The organism is Neptunicoccus cionae (assembly GCF_002860325.1).
GTDB lineage: Bacteria > Pseudomonadota > Alphaproteobacteria > Rhodobacterales > Rhodobacteraceae > Amylibacter > Amylibacter lutimaris.
Map to the genome: position 1 here is coordinate 329,094 of NZ_PKOJ01000002.1, position 20,700 is coordinate 349,793.

A 20,700-nucleotide genomic window follows, 5' to 3' on the forward strand; every position below is an offset into this window, starting at 1 on the left:
GCGGGTAGACAGAATGCCCAGTGATAAAGGAGGAGATTACCTTCCCCGAAAACACCCGCATCAGTCCAGTCAATTTTCTTTACAAACGCGGCACCGAAACGCGCCAGTCCCGCTGAAACACCTCCACCTCACCATCCCGCAAAACCTCCGAAGCGCGCAGATCCGCCGTTAGAACAAGGTCCTCGCCGGTGCTTTCCATCCGTAAGAACGAATTGATCAAAACACGCCAGTCACCGCGCCCGTAACTGCGTTCCCACGTAAAGCAGGCAGAGGCCGTGGCAGGATCAAACCGTTCGGCGGAGAAAACTTCATGGACTTTCTCGCGGGTCTCCAGACCCGTTTCCGGATTGCGGACGACCCCGTCTTCCCCGATAATTTCATGGACGATCCGCGTGCCTTCGAGCCGGATATCCTTGCTTTCATTGCGCGGCGTCAGTTGCTCCAACTCCAACGGTGCAGCAGTCTTTGGTCCTTTGAAGGCAACCGGAGCCCCCTCCCCCTCCAGATGCGGCAGTTCAATACAGCCGCCGGAGACAGAAAACGTCACCGGCTCGGCTTCGGGCCATATGAACGGGAAATAGGACGGCGAGAGCGCAATCCGCAGGCGGTGCCCTTCAGGCAGGTGATAGGCGATCTGATCCAGCAGAACCTCAACCTCAACCGTTTCGCCCACAGGCATATCGACCATCCTGTCAGCACCCTGCCGCTGCCGCAAGTTCAGAAATCCGTGGGCAATCAGTGCAGAGCTGCCGTCGGGGCGCAAATCGTTCAACCGCACCGCAATCTGCGCACGGGGACCGTCACTTGACAGCGCCAGTTTGACCCTCGCACGTCCGACAATATCCATTCCACGATCCAGCGGATCACTGTCAAAGCACATGGAAAGCGCATCATCTGCACTCTGGTCGTCGGGCAATTCACCCGGGCCGAACCCGAAGGGAAAATACTCTCCCGTGCCGCGCCCGCAGGCCAGATCGGTACCCACCTCACGGGACACCGACCCTGCTTCATCGGCGAGCCCCGCTCCGTTCAAGTAAAACCGTCGCAGCCCCGCGCCGCGCGGCTGTTCCAGCCCGACCCAACGGCCTGCCCGATGGGTAAACGACGTTTCCGGCGCAACACTGTCCATCACGTAACAACGATACGCCGGATCAGCTTCAACGCCGCAGTCTATCCCCTTCAGCCAGTGATCCCACCACCGCAGCATCTCTCCAAGAAAATCAATCTGCGGACCGGGCACGGCGAAATGGGGGTATTTATGAATCCATGGCCCCGCGATCCCCTTCACCGGCGCAGAGAGGTTATCCACAAGATGCCCCATCGTGTTGCGATACCCGTCATGCCAGCCGCCTACAGTCAGGACCGCAGCCTTGATCGCACTGTAATCTTCGCAAACCGAACCATGCGCCCAATAGGCCGAGCGAACCTGTTCGGCCACCCACCGCTCTGCCAGAAATGGCGTGTTCTCCAGCCGGTCCAACCAGATATCCCGCCAGTTCTGTCCTACCAGCGCCGGATCAGGCGGTGTGGAAAACCACGACAGCACCGTCGAGGCCCACCCCGGATTTTCGCCCAACATGACACCGCCCTTATAGTGGATGTCATCAGCAAAACGGTCCGTAGTCGAACAGATCGTTACCACAGCCTTCAAAGGCTCGGGCGCCAGCGCTGCGATCTGCAACCCGTTGAAACCACCCCAGGAAATGCCCATCATTCCGACCGCACCGGAACACCAGTCCTGCGCCGCCAGCCAGTTCACAACCTCCACACCGTCAGACAATTCCTGCTCGGAATATTCGTCGTCAAACAATCCGTCACTTTCGCCGCAGCCCCGCATGTCTACCCGCACACAGATATAGCCCCGCGCCGCCATATAAGGGTGCGTCAGCGCATCCCGCGCCGCGGTGCCGTCCCGTTTGCGATAGGGCAGATACTCCAGAATGGCCGGAACCGGCCCGCAGCCCACTGGCCGCCACACGCGTGCAGACAGGGTAATTCCATCCGAAAGCGGAATACGCACATCCGCTTCTTCCTCAACTCTGTAGATCGTCTCGCTAGACACAAACGCTCCTGCTTCCATTTTCACCAAATATCCCGCCGGGGGTCAGGGGGATGCGAAATCCCCCTGTTTCGTCCTTACAAACGGGCTACAACGCCTTTAGCGGCCCTGCCCGACAAACCGTCCCAAGCCTTCAGGAACCGGCAGGGCTTCATGCGCTTTGGCAATCGCTACCAGCTTTTCCTCGATATGAGGCGCGGGCGGTGCGGCCTTGCGCGTCTCTAAGGACACATGGATCAGCATATGCTCCCCAGTTGCCAGCAAACGCCCGTCGCTGGCCCGCATGAAGTGGAACAGGTGCATTTTTTTGCCCGCACCCAACACCACTTGCGTATCCACGGTGATCTCTGCCCCCGCGCTCACCTCGTCTATGTGGCGGATGTGGGTTTCAGCGGTGAAATAACTCCCACCCGAGGCGATATATTCCGCGTCACAACCGACAATTTCCATCATCCGGTCGGTGGCATCCCCGAACGCCTGCAAATACCGCGCTTCGTTCATGTGGCCGTTGTAATCCAGCCAGTCTAACGGCACCGTCCGCGATACGGTCCGCACCAGCCCCGACAGGTCCGGCTCGCCCAGCGCGGCTTTCTTTTCTGCATCGTAATTCGCCAGCACAGCGCCCGCGCCCCAGTTCTGCGCCTTAAGCGCCCGCATCATCGACACAAGGTTGGTGTCGCGGATACGTTCCAATTCGCGGATGGAGTACATCCCCGATTGCGCATCTGACTGATCCGCAATCTTTTTCACCAGCGCATCGTCCAGATCGGGTACATCCATCAAATGGGACAGAGGCCATTCCATCGTCGGTCCAAACTGGCTGATGAAATGCAGCATTCCTGCTTCACCACCGGCAATGCGGTAGGTTTCGAACAACCCCATCTGCGCCCAGCGCAGGCCAAAACCGTAACGGATCGCATCATCCAGCACTTCGGTGGTGCACACCCCGTCATTGACCAGCCAGAGCCCTTCGCGCCAGACAGATTCCAGCAGGCGGTCCGCAATATGGCCAAGGATTTCCTTTTCAATCTTCAGCGGCTTCATCCCGATTGACGTCAGGATTTCCATACAGGTTTCAACCGCTTCCGGTGCAGCCGTAGTGCCGCCAACCACTTCGACCAATGGCAGCAGATAAACAGGATTGAACGGATGGCAGACCATGATCCGGCTTTTGTCCTGCTGCTCGCCCGAAAGTTCTGTCGGCGTAAAACTCGACGTGGAAGACCCGATAACGGCCTCCTTATCACAGGCCGCAGTGATTGCAGTGAACGTCTGATGCTTGATGTCCATCCGCTCCGGCACGCTTTCCTGAATATAGCACGCCCCTGCAACCGCTTCCGCGATTGTGTCGTGAAAGCTGATCGCACCCTCAGGTGGCATCGTGTGATCCGACAGGCTCGGCAAGGCGCGGCGGGCATTGTTCAACACCTCGCCAATCTTGCGTTCGGCTTCGGGATCGGGGTCAAACACCCGCACATCCCAACCGTTCAGCAGAAACCGCGCAGCCCAGGCCCCGCCAATCACACCACCACCGATAATCGCCGCTACTTTTGTCATGTTTTACCTACATCGTTACTTTTTTCTGGGTCACGCGCCTTACAGGTTGGTCCCGCAAGACGGTGTTTTTTATGGCAAACTTCCAGCAGCGGCGCGTTTAGCTAAATGCGCACCTACGGAAGCTCGATCGTTTCGCCGTTTGGCATATAGCCCGGGCAAAGATTATAATTCAGATTGCCAGCCCGCATGGTTTCCTGTGCGATCTCGCGGCAATATTCAAAGTCGAGCGACTGATGGTTGCTCTGGTCCGACACGGGACCGTTACAGGCAGCGGTCAATCCCGCCAGGGCGATAAGAAGCGGCGTTTTCATGGGTAATCCTCGGATTTTGAAAGGTTTCTCTTTCCCCGCATTATACGCCGATCCATAGGTCATTCCACCCGCAACCGCGCCACGTCAAAGCCGTTATGCTCCAGAGCGGACACAGCCGCCGCGATCCGGTCGGCACCACCTGTAGCCTTTCGATCCACGATGAACGCTGCACTCCCGTCCCGCGTGGACAGCGCAGCCGTGCGGAACCCTTCGTCCACCCAAAGCACCACCATCTGACGCTCTGCCCCGTTCAGGCCACCATACGCCAGCGTGAATACAGCAGGTTGATCGGGTGTCACCCGCGCCGCGCGGCGAGAACTGTCAATGGCCCCCACCTCTACCCAGCGGCCTGCATCAAACGAGAAACCGGATATGCGCCAGTCCCCGCCGAAATCGGCCCGCGTAACCCAGTCCCCTGCAAACCGCCCCGCGTCATAGCGGGAGGTCGCGGACATCATCACACGATCGTCACGGATCGCCCCGCCCTCTGGTGCGGTCCCCCGATCACAGGAGGCCAGCACCCCGAGCAGTGCCCCACAAAGCGCAAGCTGCCGCACCCGCAAGATTACGCCGGATCCCGTTTGGTCAGGCCGAGCTTCTCGCGCACGGCCTCCGTCCCCATGACTTTGGCGCCCATACGCTCGATTATGCCAACGGCGTTTTCCACCAACATTTCATTGGTAGCAAGATTGCCGCGGCCCAGCATCAGGTTGTCTTCCAGTCCAACCCGCACATTACCGCCAGCCAGAACTGCGGCGGCGACAAAAGGCTGCTGGTGACGGCCCAGCGCAAAAGCCGACCAGTTCCAGTCATCCGGCACGTTATTCACCATCGCCATGAAGGTGTTCAGATCGTCCGGCGCGCCCCAAGGCACCCCCATACACAGTTGCACAAGGGCCGGGCTGTCCAACACACCCTCTTTCACCAGTTGCTTGGCAAACCACAGATGGCCGGTATCAAAAGCCTCGATTTCCGGCTTCACGCCGCAATCCGTCATCATCTGGCCCATGGCCCGCAACATGCCCGGCGTGTTGGTCATCACGTAATCGGCTTCGGCAAAGTTCATCGTACCGCAATCCAGCGTGCAGATTTCGGGGCGGCAGTCCAGAATATGGGCCATACGCTCTGTCGCGCCGACCATATCCGTCCCCGCTTCCTTGATCTGCATCGGGTTTTCCACATCGCCAAAGACGATATCCCCGCCCATGCCTGCGGTCAGGTTCAGCACCACATCCACATCCGCAGCGCGGATGCGCTCTGTCACCTCGCGGTAGAGATGCCCGTCACGGCGCGGCGCACCGGTTTCGGGATCACGGACATGGCAGTGCACCACTGCCGCACCGGCTCTGGCTGCGGCGATCGCGCTGTCGGCGATCTGCTCGGGGGAACGGGGCACATGGGGGCTGCGGTCCTGTGTGCCGCCACCGCCTGTAACAGCACAGGTGATAAAGACATCGGTGTTCATTTCCAAAGGCATGGCGCTCTCCAATTCCGGTATTTTGTGCAGTCTCCCACCCCTTGCGTTGCTGCGCTTTACAATTTACGAAACAAACTTAATGAAAACCGCAAAAATTCCGAAGCCCACGCCGCGCAGTTTCCATTGCCGCGCATTGGTGATGCCCCAGAGCAATATGCTCTGCCTTGCCGCAGTTCTGGATCCGCTGCGCGCTGCCAACCGCGCGGCAGGGCGGCAGGTTTACACATGGGACATTGCCACTGTCACTGATGCGCCGGTAGAGCTGACCACGGGGTTGACTGTTCCCGCCAATCCCGCAGACCGCCTGCCCCCGCCGGACATGCTGGCTCTTATTGCGGGATTTGACATCAAGGCTCAAAGCACGCCGGATGTTTTACGCCGCATTTTGCCTGCAATCCATAACGCCCCGCTGACCTGCGGCATTGACGGGGGCGGCGAAATACTTGCCCGCTGTGGCGTTTTACGTGGGCACCGCGCCACAACCCATTGGGAAGATTTGGAAAAGCTAGAACTCGCCTTTCCCGAAATTACTGTGGTGCGCGACCGGTTCGTCCAGTCCGGAAAGTTCATCACCACTGGCGGGGCCAGCCCCTGCATCGACATGATGCTGCATCTGATCCAGAGCCACCATGGCAGAAGTCTTGCCGAAAGCGTGATGCGCACCTTTCTTTATGATCCCGTCCACGCCGGCTCCGACCCGCAGTCTCTGGTCTCTGTTTCGCGGCTGCAACGCCGCTCTCCTCCGGTAGCCCGCGCCTTGCAACTCATGGAAGAACATCTCGAAGACCCGATCCCCGTCAGCCAGATTGCGCGGCGTTGCGGACTTTCGGTGCGTCGGCTGGAAATGCTGTTTCGCGCCGAAACCGGCAGTGGACCGGGGCAGACCTTTCGCGCGCTCCGGCTGGCCGAAGCCCGCCGTCTGGTCGTCGATACACCCGACCCTTTGCAACAAATCGCCGTGCGCTGCGGGTTTAACTCTCTCCCCGCTTTCTCTCGCGCTTTTAAAGAGTCCTTTGGCACCGCGCCAAGCCGTTTGCGCAGACGATAGCCTCCGTAACGCCCGATTGACAAGATCGCCCCGACACGACACCACTGTCGCCAGCGCAGGGGCATGTTGCGGTTCTGCCGGTTCGTTCAGGAAATCCAATGACTTCACGCCCCGTTTCAATGTCCGCCAATCTGATCGGGACGCTGTTCATGATCGCAGCGATGGGCGTGTTTGCGATAGAAGACGCCCTGATAAAGGCCGCCGGAGCGATCATGCCGCTCGGACAGGTGATGATTTTCTTCGGACTGGGCGGCGCACTGGTGTTCGCCAGCCTCACTCTGCTGCGAGGCGCGCCGCTGTTTACCCCTGACGTGGTCTCCCGTCCCATGCGCATCCGCGTCGGATTTGAGATCACCGGTCGGCTGTTCTATTTCCTTGCGATTACCCTCACCCCTTTGTCTGCGGCGACCGTGATCCTGCAAGCCACGCCGCTGGTGGTTGTAGCCTGCGCCGCGCTGGTGTTCGGGGAAACCGTCGGATGGAAGCGCTGGGCGGCCATTGTGATCGGGCTGATCGGCGTTATCGTCATCATCCGGCCCGGCAGTGACAGCTTTTCGGCTCTCTCTCTGCTGGCGGTGATCGGAATGCTGGGATTTGCGGGCCGCGATCTGGCCAGCCGCGCGGCACCTGCCAGCATCAGCACCGCCCTGCTTGGCCTCTACGGGTTCCTGTCAGTTGTGGTCGCCGGGAGCCTGTTCGCCCTCTGGAGCGGGGAGCCCTTCGTGTGGCTCGACCGCTCCGGCTGGCTGGTGCTGGGCGCTGCCGTATTTTCCGGCGTCTTTGCCTACAGCTTCCTGATGAAAGCCATGCGCACCGGAGAGATTTCCGCCGTGACCCCGTTCCGCTATACCCGCCTTCTGTTCGGCGTGGCCCTTGGCGTAATCCTGTTCGGGGAAAGCCTCAGCCCGACAATCCTGCTCGGCTCCGGCCTGATCGTCTGTTCCGGCCTGTTCATCGTCTGGCGGGCGCGGCAGGCGGGTTGAAGCACCAGCCGCTGCCACGCGTTATATCAGTAAGGCATCGGATGGGCCTTATGCACCGCATCAAGGTCTTGCAGAACCTCGTCCGACAATTCCACGTCAGCAGATCCAAGGGCAATATCAAGCTGCTCCATGCTGGTCGCCCCGAAAATGGCCGATCCCATAAAGGGCCGCGTGCGGCACCATGCCAGCGCCATTTGCACGGGGTTCAACCCGTGTTTCTGCGCCACTGCCAGATATTCTGCCACCGTGGGCAATGTGCGCGGCGTGATCCGCCCGCCCAGATCGTTTACGTAACTGCGGCGGGATTTTTCCGGCACAACATCGCCCTGATATTTCCCTGTCAGCAGTCCGGCGGCCAGCGGCGAGAAGGACAGCAGGTCTACCTGTTCCTGATGGGCCATTTCGGCCATATCCGTATCAAACAGACGGCACATCAGGGAATACTCGTTCTGCACAGACACCACCCGCGGCAGGCCCATATCCTCGGCCATGCGCACCCAACGCGCACAGCCCCATGCACTTTCGTTGGACAGGCCGAAATGCCGGATTTTGCCTTGCTCTACCAGCTCTCCGATGGTCTCCAATACCTCCTGCATGTGGCGCAGGGTTTCAGCGCGGTCCTGCCCGGTCGGGTCATAGTTCCAGTTCTGGCGGAACATGTACGACCCGCGATTGGGCCAGTGCAACTGGTAGATGTCCACATAATCCGTTTGCAGGCTGCGCAGCGAGTTTTCCAGCGCGGTGTGGATCGTCTCGCGGCTGATCGGCGCCCCGTCCCGCACGTTTTTATAGCCGCTTCCCGATACTTTGGTCGCTAGCACAAAATCCCCGCGCCGCGCCTTGTTCGCGGCAATCCAGCTTCCGATAACGCGCTCTGTGTCGCCTTGGGTCTCTTTTGACAGCGGGTTGGTGGGATACATTTCAGCGGTGTCGATGATGTTCACCCCCCGCTCCAGCGCACGTTCAATCTGGGCGTGGCCTTCTGCTTCGGTGTTCTGGGTGCCCCATGTCATTGACCCGAGAGCCAGTTCGCTGAGTTTCAGGTCGGTCGTGCTAAGTTGGCGGTAACGCATTTCGGGCTGTCCTTTAATCAGTTGCGCAGAAACATGGAGGGATTTCCCGACTTGTCAACGCGGAAAAGGATTGAGAACAAATCAGGAACACGTTAATCTGCACTCTATGAACACTCTGACTCGCAAACCTTTGAAACCCGCCAGCGCCCTCCAGATCGCACAGGGTATTAGCCTGCCTTACGACCGCGCCCACGAACTCTGCGGGCCGTCACGGCGCAGCCTTGCCTTGATGATCGCCAGCCGCAGTGATGCCCCTATTCTGTGGATCAAACCCGACTGGCATCCCGATGATCTGAACCCCCAAGGGGTCGTGCGGTTTCTCGATCCCGGACGCATTACCTTTGTGCGCCCCAAGCGGGCCGAAGACATCCTGTGGTGCATGGAAGAAACCCTGCGGGCAGGTTGCGTCCCGCTGGTGGTCGCGGAATGTGATAAACCCCCTGCCCTGACCCCGATCCGCCGTCTGCATCTTGCCACCCAAAGCGGGGCGGAACTGGGCAAGATCAAAATCCTGCCGCTATTGCTGACACCCGGCGACGGCGGCGCGCAAGGTATTGAAACCCGCTGGCATATGGCCCCCCGTCACACCAAGGGCCAAAGCCGCTGGCTGCTGCAACGCCGCCGCGCCCGCATGGCGCCCCCTGCGGCATGGACGCTTGGCTGGGAAAGGAAACAGGCGAAGATCTATTCCGAAACCGCACCGGATATTGCGCCCGATATTGCCGCTGAATGACCCGCCTTTTGCGACATCCCGCTTGACAGACCCTGACAGGCGCGCAACGTCGTTGTATGAATATTCGCCCCGCCACCCCGACCGACGCCGACGCCATTTGCGCCATCTGGAACCCGATCATCCGCGACACGCTGATCACCTTTACCACGCAGGAAAAGACGCCAGAGGGTATCGCCGAACTGCTGGAAACATCTGCCAGTAACAACTGGCCGTTTCTGGTGGCAGTAGACGGGGCAGAACTGCTTGGCTTTGCCAGTTACGGCCCGTTTCGAAGCGGGCCGGGATATGCCTATACCATGGAACATTCCATCAACCTTGCCCCTGCCGCCCGTGGTAAAGGTACAGGACGCAAGCTGATGACAGCGCTTGAGGATCACGCCCGCGCGGCGCAAATCCACTCGCTCTTTGCCGGTGTCAGTGCTGCCAACCCTGCTGCAATCCGCTTTCACAGCGCCTGCGGCTTTGTAGCGGTCGCAACCCTGCCCGAGGCAGGGTATAAGTTCGGCAAATGGCTTGATCTGGTCCTGCTGCAAAAGCTGCTGTGACCAACACAGGCACACGCTGGAATAAGGACGGCCCATGTCAATCTGGACCCGCATCGCAGAGGCCCTTTCCGCGCTCGCCAACGGCGAAAGCCTTACACAGGTGCTGGAAAAGCTGCGCACGCCCCCCGAACGCTCTGTCGCATTTACCATTGCGGTAATCGCGCTCGGGGCGAAGATGGCCAAGGCTGACGGGCTGGTTACACGGGACGAGGTCGCGGCCTTCCGGCAGGTATTTCAAATCTCCAAAGAGGACGAACCCCAAGCCGCCCGCGTGTTCAATCTCGCCCGTCAGGATGTGGCCGGATACGAATCCTATGCCCGTACCATCGCGAACATGTTCCGCGATGAAAAAGACGTGCTGGAAAACCTTGTGGAAGGCCTGTTTTACATCGCAATGGCGGACGGTCAGTACCACCCCGCCGAAAGCGAATTCATCCGCGAGGTCGCCCGTATCTTCGGGCTGAGCGACCGTTGCTTTGACAGCCTGCACAAACGCTTTGTCCCCGATGCCGCCCCTGACGCCTATGATGTACTCGGTGTGACACCGGACACACCCCTGGCGGATATCCGCAAGGCATGGCGTGCAAAAATACGCGATACCCATCCGGACCGCCTGATGGCCCGTGGCTTGCCCGAAGAGGCCATCACCCTTGCCACCAAACACATGATTGCGGTGAATGAAGCTTGGGAAACCCTGTCAGAACGGCACGCCCCATGAAACAGCGGATCCACTGATGCGCATCGCCACCTATAACGTCGAATGGTTCGCCAGCCTGTTCGACCAGCAAAACAACCTGATACAGGATGACAGCTGGTCAGGCCGCTATGACGTGACCAAGAACCAGCAGATCACGGCCCTTGGCACAGTTTTCAAAAGGCTCGACGCAGACGGCATTATGGTGATCGAAGCGCCCAATTCCGGTAACACCCAATCCGCCAAAACCGCGCTGGAAAATTTTGCAAAGCATTTCGGATTGCGCCAAAACGCAGCGATCGTCGGCTTTGAGAACGACACCCAGCAGGAAATTGCCTTTCTGTACGACCCTACGAAAATGCAGGTGATCCACGATCCCCAAGGGGCCGAAAGCAGCCCCGACGGATCGCGCACAGCCCCCCGCTTTGACGGCGTGTTCAAGATTGATCTTGATGTGGACAACCAGCCCGACACGGTGACGTTCTCCAAACCACCCTTGGAGCTGCTGGTCTCTCCGGAAGGGGCGCCGCCGCTGCGGTTTATCGGGGTCCACGCCAAATCCAAAGCCCCTCACGGCGCGCGCAATCGTCAACAGGAGGTGCGGATTTCCATTGCCAACAGGCGCAAGCAACTGGCCCAGTGCATCTGGTTGCGCCAACGGGTTGAGGACCACCTCTCAGCCGGAGAAGACCTTTTGGTGATGGGAGATTTCAACGACGGTCCGGGACTGGACGAATACGAACGCCTGTTTGGCCAATCCGGCGTAGAGGTCGTTCTTGGCGCAAATAACTCCGATGACCGGATGCTTTACGATCCCCATGCGCTGGCCAAACTGTCACCGCGCAGCCCTGCCCCGACCACGGCTCGATTTTTCAACCACACCACCAAAACCTATCTGAATGCCCTGCTCGATTACATTATGATCTCTCCCGATCTGCGCCGCAGGGCAGCCCCCCGCTGGAAAATCTGGCACCCGTTCGACACGCCCGAATGTTTCCGCGACAGCGACTTTTGCGCTGGCCTTTTGACAGCCTCGGACCATTTCCCGGTAACGATTGATCTGGATTTAACCGCAAAGGGATGAACTTTTTGCAAAAAGATCCTATATTAGGTCCATGAAACACTTTGCCCCTTTGATACTCGTTCTCGCTTTGGCCACCCCTGTTGCCGCGCAGGAAGAGCAGGACTCCTCTGAACTGTTCAAACGGTTCGAGCAGCTTTCCGATGATGCGCAATCCATGCTTAAGGGCTGGGTGGACGAGCTTGGGCCCAAACTGGACGAACTCGGCCCTGCAATGGAAGACCTTGCAGAGCGCTTGGGCGAGATGAGCACCTATCACGCCCCCGAGGTGCTGGAAAACGGCGATATTCTGATCCGTCGCAAAACCCCGCTTCCCCCGAAGGAAGAGCCGGAAGAACCCCGCGAAACGCCTTTGACCAACCCGCAAAACACCATAGAACTGTAAGCGCGGTTCAATTAGGAGGGGTGGCATGGCCGAGGCGGAAATCTGGGACGAAGACCTCTGCAAAGCTTGCGGCGCCTGTTGTGACGGCAGCCTTTTTGTTCAGGCGCGACTGGCCGAAGGGGAAGAAATCCTGCCAGACATGGAAGAAGGCTTTGCCCGAAACGAACGGGGGTTCAGCCTGCCCTGCCCCTATTTTTGCGACACCTGCACAGTCTATGACATCCGCCCGAAAATCTGCCGGACCTACGGCTGTGACCTGCTGGCAGCGGTAAAGGACGGCGCGACCCCTTACGCAGACGCCCTGCAAGCCGTGGCACGTTTGCGCAAAGCCCGCGCCGCCCTTGCCGTTCATCTGCCATTGGCCGCCAACAGTGTACCGCAGGCAGAACAGCAGTTTGCTGCAGGGTATCGCACCTATCCCGATCTGGCAGCGTTTCAGGCGGATAACGCGCAAACCATCGCCGCAATCAAGGAAATGCAGGACGCCACACGTCCCTTCACACACGGCAAAGACACCGCAATTTCCATGTAGGCGGTCACGGCTTTATCATCGCCCCTTTCACTTCTCTGCCCGACACCCTAAGTCTTTTGCAACGAAATCTTTATCGGAGCCTCTTATATGTTCAGACCCACTGCCCCCGACCTGCCCAAAGACCACCGCGACGCGACCGGCGGCGCAACGCTGGGGGATTTGCCGGAATGGGATCTGACCCATCTTTACCCCGGCGAGGACAGCCCCGAGCTGGCCAAAGATCTGGACTTTCTGACCAAGGAATGTACCGCCTTTGCAGCAGATTACGAAGGCAAACTCGCTGGTTTGACTGCGGCTGAAATGCTGGAGTGCATCCAGCGATACGAAAAAATCCAGTCCGTTTCAGGCCGGATCATGTCCTTTGCAGGTCTGCGTTATTATCAGGTCACAACCGATCCGGACCGCGCCAAGTTTATTTCGGACATGCAGGGCAAGATCACCGATCTGTCCACACCGCTGGTGTTCTTCTCGCTGGAAATGAACCGCATCCCCGATGATTTTTTAAACGGTCTACTGGCTGAAAACGCCGATCTGGCCCGTTACAAACCGGTTCTGGACCGGATGCGGGCGATGAAACCCTATCAGCTGTCCGACGAGCTTGAAAAATTCCTCCACGACCAGTCTGTTGTTGGCGCGACGGCTTGGAACCGCCTGTTTGACGAGACCTGCGCCGCGCTGGAATTTGATGTAGACGGTGAGAAGCTGAACCTTGAAGCCACCGCAAATCTGCTGTCGGACAATGACCGCGCCACCCGTCAAAAAGCGGCAGAGGCTTTTGCAAAAACGCTGGGCGAGAATATCACCCTGTTTGCGCGGATCACCAACACGCTCGCCAAGGAAAAAGAGGTAGAGGACCGCTGGCGCAAGCTGCCAACCCCGCAAGCCTCGCGCCATCTGGCCAATGATGTGGAACCCGAAGTGGTTCAGGCCCTGCGCGATGCGGTCGTAGCCGCCTATCCGAAACTCTCGCACCGTTACTATGCGCTCAAGGCGAAATGGATGGGGCTGGAAAAGCTGGAAATGTGGGACCGCAACGCCCCCCTGCCCGGCTCGGATGAGGCCACGATCCACTGGGACGAAGCGCGCAAAACCGTTACCGAAGCCTACAGCGCCTTTTCCCCGAAAATGGCGGAACTGGCCGAACCGTTCTTTACACAGGGCTGGATCGACGCCGCTGTGAAACCCGGCAAGGCACCGGGCGCCTTTGCCCACCCCACAGTGACCGATGCCCATCCCTATGTGATGCTGAACTACCTTGGCAAACAGCGCGATGTGATGACGCTGGCCCATGAGCTCGGCCACGGGGTGCATCAGGTTCTCGCAGCGGAACAAGGAGAGATGCTGTCCTCTACCCCGCTGACCCTGGCCGAAACCGCTTCTGTTTTCGGCGAAATGCTCACCTTCCGCAAACTGCTGGACGCCGCACCGGATCAGGCCGCACGCAAACGTCTGCTTGCAGGCAAGGTGGAAGACATGATCAACACCGTGGTGCGCCAGATCGCGTTCTACGATTTTGAATGTAAGCTACACGCCGCCCGCGCAGAAGGCGAACTGACGCCGGACCAGATCAACGATATCTGGATGTCTGTTCAGGGCGAAAGCCTCGGCCCTGTGTTCAACTTCATGGAGGGTTATGAGACCTTCTGGTCCTATATCCCCCATTTCATCCACTCGCCTTTCTACGTCTATGCCTATGCTTTTGGCGACGGTCTGGTGAACGCACTTTATGCGGTTTACGAGGAAGGAGAGCCCGGCTTTCAGGAGAAGTACTTCGAAATGCTGCGGGCCGGCGGATCGAAGCATCACAAAGAGCTTCTGGCCCCCTTCGGACTGGATGCCAGCGACCCGAAATTCTGGGACAAAGGCCTTTCACTGATCAGTTCGATGATCGACGAACTGGAAGCGATGGAAGACTGATAATCCGTTACCATTACACAACCGGCGCCCTTGCAAAGTGGCGCCGGTTTGTCGTTTAAGCCTCTGGCCCCTCTCCGTATGGCCACCGCCCAACGCCAAGTGGCGCAAATCTACTCGAAAGATTCGGAGGATCTACTCGCAATAGTATCCACATATACTTAAGCGCACTTGCAAAGCGGAAAAACCGCGCCATATTCCCGCCAGATTTGCCTCAAACGGACCGAAATTCCGTTGCATCATTGCCAAAATCTCTGTTTTTTGACGCGTCAAACGCTGAAATGAGCCTCAAATGCCGCGCCTCTCGCGTCAAATAAGGTGATTTCGGGGCATCTCATTTTCACCACAAATACTTTGTTAATCTCGTCGCAATTCGGTCGATGTGAGTCAGTGATCAGGGCCGAAGCAAACACTTTTTGTGGAAACTAGGACGAGGAACACACAAATGACTATTGCAGGAACAAGCGGCGCGGATACCCTTGTAGGTACAAACGGCGACGACATTATTGAAGGTCTGGGCGGTGCTGACAATCTTGATGGTGGTGACGGAAACGATTCCATCTACGGCGGTGACGGCGAAGACATCATCGAAGGCGGCATTGGCGCCGATTACATCGAAGGCGGTGCGAAGGCTGACGAGATTTCCGGCGGCAACGCTGCGGACGTAATTCTCGGCGATGGCGGGGACGACTTCATCGAAGGTGGTCTCGGCAATGACGAGATCTACGGTGGCGCCAACATCGACATCATCTACGGCGACGACGGAAACGATCTGCTTGACGGTGGCGGAGGGGACGACAGCCTCTATGGCGGTCTGGACGACGATACATTCCTCGGCAGCGCCGGTGATGACTACTACGAAGGCGGCGATGGCAACGATCTCTTCATCTTTGGTTCTGGCGCTGATACCTACATCGGCGGCGAAGGCTACGATACTGTAAGCTATCAAAGCGCCGAAGCCCGCGTTGTGCTCAGCATGTTCACATCGTCCGGTTCTGCCTCCGGCGTTGGCGCAGGTGACACGTTTAACGGTATTGAAGCGGTTCACCTCACAACCTTTAACGACGATGTTGTCGGCTCCAGAGGCAATGACACCATCTACGGCGACGAAGGCCGCGACCGGATTGCAGGAATCGACGGCGACGACGAAATCTACGGCGGCGACGGAAATGACAACCTGTCCGGCAACCAGGGCAATGACGTGGTTTACGGCGGTAGCGGAAACGACAATATCCAGGACGACTGGGGTGACGATTTCTACTACGGCGGCACAGGTCGCGACACGATCCAGCTCTATCGCGGTTCCAACGTAGCAGACGGTGGTGGCGCCAAGGATAAATTCGACATCCTCGCTGGTACGCACTCTGTTACAGGTGGTAACGGTAAGGATAAGTTCAATTTCCACACCGATACGTTTGATATCACCATCACCGATTTCGAGCACCGCACCGACAAGCTGAAGTTCTACAAGATGTTTGATGACTTCTCAGCCGCTCAGGATGCGATGACGCAAATCGGCGACGATGTTCAGATCGAACTGGACGCTGCTCTGGTGTTGATCGAGAACACGACAATCGACGATTTCGGCGCAAAAGACTTCAAATTCTTCGGCTAAGGCCGAATCTCTGTCGGGCGGTGCAAACTGCCCGACAGGCTTTCCCGAACCGTTGCCAGAGAACCGAACAAGCCGCCCTGCCCTGTGCAGGTTTTTTTATGCCAGCACGGCAGAACGGTTTAATCCGCTTCGACCATCATGCCCTTTTCCACGGCAAGGTCGCGCATCTTTTCCTGAAGCTTTTCAAAAGCACGGACCTCGATCTGCCGGATACGCTCGCGGCTGACCCCGTACTCCACACTCAGATCTTCCAGCGTGGTCGGATTGTCCTGCAACTTGCGTTGCATCAGGATATCTTTCTCGCGGTCGTTCAGCACATCCATCGCTTCAACCATCAACGCCCGTCGCGCCTTCAGTTCGTCGCTTTCGGCATACCGGTCTGCCTGATCCGCAGTTTCGTCTTCCAGCCAGTCCTGCCATTCCGCAGCACTGTCGCCTTCTTCCCCGCCGACCCGCGCATTAAGAGAGGCATCCCCCCCCGACATGCGCCGGTTCATAGAGATCACTTCGTCCTCGGTCACGTTCAGGTCGTTCGCGATCCGTTTGACGTTCTCGGGCCGCAAATCGCCCTCTTCCAAGGCACCGATCCGGTTCTTTGCCTTACGCAGATTGAAGAACAACTTCTTTTGCGCACTTGTTGTGCCCATTTTCACCAGAGACCAGCTGCGCAGGATGTATTCCTGAATGCTGGCACGGATCCACCACATGGCGTAGGTCGCCAAGCGAAAACCCTTGTCCGGCTCAAACCGTTTCACAGCTTGCATCAAACCCACGTTTGCCTCGGAAATCACCTCGGCCGTAGGCAACCCGTAACCGCGGTAGCCCATCGCGATCTTCGCGGCGAGCCGTAAGTGACTGGTGACAAGCTTGTGGGCCGCCTCGGTATCTTCATGATCGATCCAGGCTTTGCCCAGCATGTATTCCTCATCCGGCTCCAGCATCGGAAACTTACGGATTTCCTGCATATAACGGCTCAATCCCTGTTCAGGGCTTGGCGCTGGAAGATTGGAATAGCTCATGAATTCGGCTCCTTTGACAGCCCGCAACAGGCGGGACCACAGGACAGTTAGGCACCCGCAAGGCAGTTTTCAAGACAGAGCGCCGTCAAACCCGACCACATTCGTTGGATATAGAATATTCCTCAAGTAAATGTGAAGAATACGTTACCCGGATGTCGTCTCGTCCAATGCCCGCAATGCGCGATCAAGGGCTTGAAGGTCCGCAGGCAGCTCTGCTTCAAATTCAACGTAGCTCTCTGTTACCGGATGAACAAACCCCAGTTTCGCCGCATGGAGCGCCTGTCGCGGAAACCCGCTGATCAAAGCAACATCCTCCGCCCCGAGCCCGGCCGTTTTGACTTTGCGGCGGGTGCCATAAACCGGATCACCGATCAGCCCGTGACCGATGTGGGACAGATGCACGCGGATCTGGTGAGTCCGGCCGGTTTCCAGCCAGCACTCCACCCGCGCCGCACGATCCGCAAAACTCTCGATCACGGAGGCACGGGTAATTGCATGGCGCCCCGAATTGGCGGCAACCGCCATTCGTTTTCTGTCAGTCTTGTGCCGCTCAATATTTGTTGCCACACGCAAGACGCCACCTTGTTCAAAGGCAACACCCGGCAACCCCCGCAAACGCGGGTCTGCCGCCGATGGCACCCCGATGCAAAACGCCGTGTAGCGCCGGTTGATGGAGTGATCGGCAAATTGCGCTGCCAACCCCTGATGCGCCACGTCGCTTTTCGCGACAACCAGAATGCCGCTGGTATCCTTGTCGATCCGGTGCACGATTCCGGGCCGTTTGGCCCCGCCGATCCCTGACAGGCTCTCCGCACAATGGTGCAACAGCGCATTTACCAGCGTTCCGTCTTCGGACCCCGGCGCCGGATGCACCACCATACCCGCAGGTTTGTTCACAACGATCAGATGGTCATCCTCATAAACCACATCAATCGGTATATCCTGCGCCACGGTTTCCAGCGTTTCCGCTGCCGGCACCACGACTTGCCATTCTTCGCCGGGCAAACCCTGCGTCTTGAGCACCGTCACCGGCACACCGTCCGCCACGCGGGACACTGCCCCCGCTTCAATCAATTTACCGATCCTCGACCGGCTGAGGCTCTCTTCCTCTGGAACAACCGCAGCCAGTGCCTTATCAAGGCGGGCAGGCGGCGTGTCGCCAAGGATCAGAACAAGGGTTTGCAACGTGTCAGACATGGATCAAAACGATTTCCAAATAGAGGAACCCGCGAATTTGCGGTTCCTGAGAAGGCTGGTTACGATCCTGACCGCAACCATGATCCTCGGGCTTCTAGCCATCTTCGCCGTGCTTGTCATGCGTTTCTCGACAAACAGCGGCCCTGCCCTGCCAGACAGCATCACCCTGCCCGACGGCAGCGAGGCAACCGCCTTCACTCAAGGCGGTGACTGGTATGCGATTGTTACAGCGGAGGACACAATTCTGATCTATGATCGCACAACCGGAGAATTGCGCCAGACCGTTCAGATCGATTCCCGGCCATGAACCTCTTTTTGGTGCAAATATCCAAATCCCGCGTCTTGCCGCGCCCTCTTAACGACAGCATATTAACTCCATGAGCCTGCCCGACGGTTTTCTCGACGAATTGCGCACCCGACTGTCCATCGCACAAGTGGTGGGCCGCAAAGTTACATGGGACACTCGGAAATCCAATATCGGCAAAGGGGATTACTGGTCCCCCTGCCCGTTCCATCAGGAAAAAACCGCATCCTTTCATGTGGATGACCGGAAGGGCTTTTACTATTGCTTTGGCTGTCACGCCAAGGGGGATGCACTGACTTTTGTGCGCGAAACCGAAAACGTCGGCTTTATGGAGGCGGTCGAAATCCTTGCCCGCGAAGCCGGTATGCCGGTGCCAAAGCGCGATCCGGTGGCCCAGAAAAAGGCGGACCGCCGCACGGTTCTGGCCGATATCATGGAACAGGCGCTGCAATTCTACCGGATGCAGCTTAACACCGGACAGGCCACCGCCGCGCGGGAGTATCTGGAGAATCGCGGCATGCCACTGGCGATTCAGGAACGGTTCGAGATCGGCTTTGCCAGCGATACCCGCGCTTCCCTGTTCCAGCATCTGACCGGCAAGGGAATAAGCCCCGCTGATCTGGATGAGGCCGGGCTCTGCGTCAAACCGGATGACGGCGGCACCCCTTTTGATCGCTTTCGCGGCCGCATCATCTTCCCGATCCGTGATGCACGGGGCCGCTGCATCGCCTTTGGTGGCCGTGCGATGGACCCAAACGCGCGGGCGAAATACCTTAACAGCCCTGAAACCCCGCTGTTTGACAAGGGACGCAGCCTCTACAACCACGGTCCCGCCCGCGAAGCCGCAGGCAAAACCCAAAGCCTGATCGTGGCCGAAGGCTATATGGACGTGATCGCGCTGGCACAGGCAGGGTTCGACCACGCCGTGGCCCCCCTTGGCACTGCCATTACCGAACCACAGTTGCAACTGATGTGGCGCATGTGCCCCGAGCCTGTCATCGCGCTCGACGGGGATACGGCAGGCATTCGCGCTGCCCGCCGCCTGATTGATCTGGCCCTGCCGCTTCTGGAGGCAGGCAAGTCCCTGCGCTTTGTGGTGCTGCCCGAAGGACAGGATCCCGACGATCTGCTCAAATCCTCCGGCCCCGGGGCCATGCAGGCCCTTCTCGACAAGGCGCAACCGATGGTCACGCTTCTGTGGGAACGGGAAATCGAGGGCAAGGTCTTTGACAGCCCCGAACGCCGCGCAGCACTTGACGCGAGCCTTCGCGCGGCCCTCTCTACCATTAAAGACCAGTCCTTACGTAGCCATTACACAGCCGCCATAAAAGAATTGCGGGCTGATCTCTTCGCTCCGAAAAACCGCCCCGATACGCCATGGCAGCCAGCCTTCGGTAAAGGTGGTAAAGGCAAAGGGAAATTCGGTTACCGCCCGCCCCAAGCAGCCACTGCCGGCACCAAAACATCGTTACTGGCGCAACAGGACTCACCGTTCGAGCCATCCCGCCTGCGCGAGTCCATGATACTCGCTGCGGCCATCCGCAATCCGGATGCTGCCCTTGAACGGGAAACTGCATTGGAAAAATGCCCGATCACCACCCCCGATCTGATTAAAATTCAATCGGCCCTCTTGGCATCCCTGCATTTGGACCTATCTGGGGAGGATGCGTCGGGGAATCTGATTTCGGCGATGACAGAGCGGCTCGGTTTTGATCCGATGACCCATCTGCTCGCCCTGCCCCCCGTGCGCATACATCCGCACCTGAAACCTGACACGGACCCCGAATTGATTGCTTTGACCCTGAGCGAAGAGCTCGCCAAACATGCTGCCAACAAAGGCGCAGAAGCCGAGCTTCTGGAAGCCGAACGAGATCTCGAAGGATTGGCCGATGAAGGACTGACCTGGCGCATCCAGCAAGCCTCCAAAGCCCGAGCCGAGGCAATCAAGGCCAGCATAAATCCGGGTGCAGGACAGTCCGAAGACCGGGAAAATTTGTCACAACAGTTACAAAAACTAATCGATGATCAGGTTTGGGTAAAGAAAAAGCAGTAGAACCATTGCGAATCATTGATTCGTTCTATTGATTCGAAACCAGCATAGTGATTCGCCGTATTCGGTTGAACACCCAGCCGAAATAGGCCAAAGGCCAACGGCACATGATATTTTGGAGGC

The 20,700-nt window shown here is 58.3% G+C and carries 20 protein-coding genes; 12 read left to right on the forward strand and 8 right to left on the reverse strand.

Annotated elements, in window-relative coordinates:
• Positions 1–79 precede the first annotated feature (79 nt).
• From C0U40_RS07485 to C0U40_RS07505, 5 genes are all read right to left on the reverse strand, one after another.
• Positions 80–2,062, reverse strand: coding sequence for a CocE/NonD family hydrolase (locus C0U40_RS07485; RefSeq protein ID WP_286134843.1), 1,983 nt, complete (start codon positions 2,060–2,062; stop codon positions 80–82).
• A gap of 96 nt (positions 2,063–2,158) precedes the next feature.
• Positions 2,159–3,616 carry a carnitine 3-dehydrogenase gene (locus C0U40_RS07490; protein ID WP_101655134.1) on the reverse strand — a complete coding sequence of 486 codons (1,458 nt, stop codon included), beginning with the start codon at positions 3,614–3,616 and terminating at the stop codon, positions 2,159–2,161.
• 113 nt (positions 3,617–3,729) lie between these two features.
• Positions 3,730–3,927 (reverse strand): hypothetical protein, encoded by a 198-nt coding sequence (locus C0U40_RS07495; RefSeq protein ID WP_101655135.1) that lies wholly within the window; start codon positions 3,925–3,927, stop codon positions 3,730–3,732.
• A 59-nt stretch (positions 3,928–3,986) separates the two neighbouring features.
• Entirely contained in the window at positions 3,987–4,490 is a 504-nt protein-coding gene (locus tag C0U40_RS07500; RefSeq protein ID WP_101655136.1) for a hypothetical protein, read from the reverse strand.
• A gap of 2 nt (positions 4,491–4,492) precedes the next feature.
• A complete protein-coding gene (locus tag C0U40_RS07505; protein WP_101655137.1) occupies positions 4,493–5,404 on the reverse strand; it encodes a 3-keto-5-aminohexanoate cleavage protein in 912 nt (303 codons plus the stop codon).
• 79 nt (positions 5,405–5,483) lie between these two features.
• On the opposite strand from C0U40_RS07505, the gene C0U40_RS07510 reads away from it, so the two are divergent.
• Both C0U40_RS07510 and C0U40_RS07515 read left to right on the forward strand, forming a co-directional pair.
• The gene (locus tag C0U40_RS07510) at positions 5,484–6,452 is read left to right on the forward strand and encodes a GlxA family transcriptional regulator (RefSeq protein WP_180957648.1); all 969 of its coding nucleotides are present in this window, start codon (positions 5,484–5,486) and stop codon (positions 6,450–6,452) included.
• 98 nt (positions 6,453–6,550) lie between these two features.
• On the forward strand, positions 6,551–7,435 hold the full coding sequence (locus C0U40_RS07515) for a DMT family transporter (RefSeq protein WP_101655139.1): 885 nt from the start codon (positions 6,551–6,553) through the stop codon (positions 7,433–7,435).
• Between the two features lie 26 nt (positions 7,436–7,461).
• Here C0U40_RS07515 and C0U40_RS07520 read toward each other — a convergent pair whose 3' ends face one another.
• A complete protein-coding gene (locus C0U40_RS07520) occupies positions 7,462–8,508 on the reverse strand; it encodes an aldo/keto reductase (RefSeq protein ID WP_101655140.1) in 1,047 nt (348 codons plus the stop codon).
• A gap of 106 nt (positions 8,509–8,614) precedes the next feature.
• Here C0U40_RS07520 and C0U40_RS07525 point away from each other — a divergent pair, with 106 nt between their 5' ends.
• The 8 genes from C0U40_RS07525 (at position 8,615) to C0U40_RS07560 (ending at position 16,007) form a co-directional block, all read left to right on the forward strand.
• A complete protein-coding gene (locus C0U40_RS07525) occupies positions 8,615–9,241 on the forward strand; it encodes an ImuA family protein (RefSeq protein ID WP_101655141.1) in 627 nt (208 codons plus the stop codon).
• Positions 9,242–9,297: 56 nt separating this feature from the next.
• Complete coding sequence (locus tag C0U40_RS07530; RefSeq protein ID WP_101655142.1) at positions 9,298–9,786, forward strand: GNAT family N-acetyltransferase; 489 nt, start codon at positions 9,298–9,300, stop codon at positions 9,784–9,786.
• A 34-nt stretch (positions 9,787–9,820) separates the two neighbouring features.
• The gene (locus C0U40_RS07535; protein WP_101655143.1) at positions 9,821–10,504 is read left to right on the forward strand and encodes a molecular chaperone DjiA; all 684 of its coding nucleotides are present in this window, start codon (positions 9,821–9,823) and stop codon (positions 10,502–10,504) included.
• Positions 10,464–11,564 (forward strand): endonuclease/exonuclease/phosphatase family protein, encoded by a 1,101-nt coding sequence (locus tag C0U40_RS07540; RefSeq protein WP_353616036.1) that lies wholly within the window; start codon positions 10,464–10,466, stop codon positions 11,562–11,564. Before C0U40_RS07535 ends, C0U40_RS07540 begins: the two co-directional genes overlap by 41 nt.
• Before the next feature lie 31 nt (positions 11,565–11,595).
• Positions 11,596–11,946, forward strand: a complete 351-nt coding sequence (locus C0U40_RS07545; protein WP_101655145.1) for a hypothetical protein — start codon at positions 11,596–11,598, stop codon at positions 11,944–11,946.
• A gap of 25 nt (positions 11,947–11,971) precedes the next feature.
• Complete coding sequence (locus C0U40_RS07550) at positions 11,972–12,478, forward strand: YkgJ family cysteine cluster protein (RefSeq protein ID WP_101655146.1); 507 nt, start codon at positions 11,972–11,974, stop codon at positions 12,476–12,478.
• A gap of 87 nt (positions 12,479–12,565) precedes the next feature.
• A complete protein-coding gene (locus C0U40_RS07555) occupies positions 12,566–14,395 on the forward strand; it encodes a M3 family oligoendopeptidase (RefSeq protein WP_101655147.1) in 1,830 nt (609 codons plus the stop codon).
• Between the two features lie 442 nt (positions 14,396–14,837).
• Positions 14,838–16,007 (forward strand): calcium-binding protein, encoded by a 1,170-nt coding sequence (locus C0U40_RS07560; protein ID WP_101655148.1) that lies wholly within the window; start codon positions 14,838–14,840, stop codon positions 16,005–16,007.
• A gap of 119 nt (positions 16,008–16,126) precedes the next feature.
• Here C0U40_RS07560 and rpoH read toward each other — a convergent pair whose 3' ends face one another.
• Both rpoH and C0U40_RS07570 read right to left on the reverse strand, forming a co-directional pair.
• The gene (rpoH, locus tag C0U40_RS07565; RefSeq protein WP_101655149.1) at positions 16,127–17,026 is read right to left on the reverse strand and encodes an RNA polymerase sigma factor RpoH; all 900 of its coding nucleotides are present in this window, start codon (positions 17,024–17,026) and stop codon (positions 16,127–16,129) included.
• A gap of 144 nt (positions 17,027–17,170) precedes the next feature.
• The gene (locus tag C0U40_RS07570) at positions 17,171–18,223 is read right to left on the reverse strand and encodes an RluA family pseudouridine synthase (RefSeq protein WP_101655150.1); all 1,053 of its coding nucleotides are present in this window, start codon (positions 18,221–18,223) and stop codon (positions 17,171–17,173) included.
• Here C0U40_RS07570 and C0U40_RS07575 point away from each other — a divergent pair.
• The gene (locus C0U40_RS07575) at positions 18,222–18,530 is read left to right on the forward strand and encodes a DUF6476 family protein (RefSeq protein WP_101655151.1); all 309 of its coding nucleotides are present in this window, start codon (positions 18,222–18,224) and stop codon (positions 18,528–18,530) included. The two genes, C0U40_RS07570 and C0U40_RS07575, sit on opposite strands and share 2 nt — an antisense overlap.
• Before the next feature lie 70 nt (positions 18,531–18,600).
• Positions 18,601–20,580 (forward strand): DNA primase, encoded by a 1,980-nt coding sequence (gene dnaG, locus C0U40_RS07580; protein WP_101655152.1) that lies wholly within the window; start codon positions 18,601–18,603, stop codon positions 20,578–20,580.
• The last annotated feature ends 120 nt before the right edge of the window (positions 20,581–20,700 follow it).

Coding starts and splice junctions, on each gene's coding strand:
- rpoH (WP_101655149.1), bottom strand. CDS start 17,026: ATGAGCTATTCCAATCTTCCAGCGCCAAGCCCTGAACAGGGATTGAGC.
- C0U40_RS07525 (WP_101655141.1), top strand. CDS start 8,615: ATGAACACTCTGACTCGCAAACCTTTGAAACCCGCCAGCGCCCTCCAG.
- C0U40_RS07560 (WP_101655148.1), top strand. CDS start 14,838: ATGACTATTGCAGGAACAAGCGGCGCGGATACCCTTGTAGGTACAAAC.
- C0U40_RS07575 (WP_101655151.1), top strand. CDS start 18,222: ATGGATCAAAACGATTTCCAAATAGAGGAACCCGCGAATTTGCGGTTC.
- C0U40_RS07505 (WP_101655137.1), bottom strand. CDS start 5,404: ATGCCTTTGGAAATGAACACCGATGTCTTTATCACCTGTGCTGTTACA.
- dnaG (WP_101655152.1), top strand. CDS start 18,601: ATGAGCCTGCCCGACGGTTTTCTCGACGAATTGCGCACCCGACTGTCC.
- C0U40_RS07545 (WP_101655145.1), top strand. CDS start 11,596: ATGAAACACTTTGCCCCTTTGATACTCGTTCTCGCTTTGGCCACCCCT.
- C0U40_RS07515 (WP_101655139.1), top strand. CDS start 6,551: ATGACTTCACGCCCCGTTTCAATGTCCGCCAATCTGATCGGGACGCTG.
- C0U40_RS07495 (WP_101655135.1), bottom strand. CDS start 3,927: ATGAAAACGCCGCTTCTTATCGCCCTGGCGGGATTGACCGCTGCCTGT.
- C0U40_RS07570 (WP_101655150.1), bottom strand. CDS start 18,223: ATGTCTGACACGTTGCAAACCCTTGTTCTGATCCTTGGCGACACGCCG.
- C0U40_RS07540 (WP_353616036.1), top strand. CDS start 10,464: ATGAAGCTTGGGAAACCCTGTCAGAACGGCACGCCCCATGAAACAGCG.
- C0U40_RS07555 (WP_101655147.1), top strand. CDS start 12,566: ATGTTCAGACCCACTGCCCCCGACCTGCCCAAAGACCACCGCGACGCG.
- C0U40_RS07510 (WP_180957648.1), top strand. CDS start 5,484: ATGAAAACCGCAAAAATTCCGAAGCCCACGCCGCGCAGTTTCCATTGC.
- C0U40_RS07520 (WP_101655140.1), bottom strand. CDS start 8,508: ATGCGTTACCGCCAACTTAGCACGACCGACCTGAAACTCAGCGAACTG.
- C0U40_RS07535 (WP_101655143.1), top strand. CDS start 9,821: ATGTCAATCTGGACCCGCATCGCAGAGGCCCTTTCCGCGCTCGCCAAC.
- C0U40_RS07550 (WP_101655146.1), top strand. CDS start 11,972: ATGGCCGAGGCGGAAATCTGGGACGAAGACCTCTGCAAAGCTTGCGGC.
- C0U40_RS07490 (WP_101655134.1), bottom strand. CDS start 3,616: ATGACAAAAGTAGCGGCGATTATCGGTGGTGGTGTGATTGGCGGGGCC.
- C0U40_RS07530 (WP_101655142.1), top strand. CDS start 9,298: ATGAATATTCGCCCCGCCACCCCGACCGACGCCGACGCCATTTGCGCC.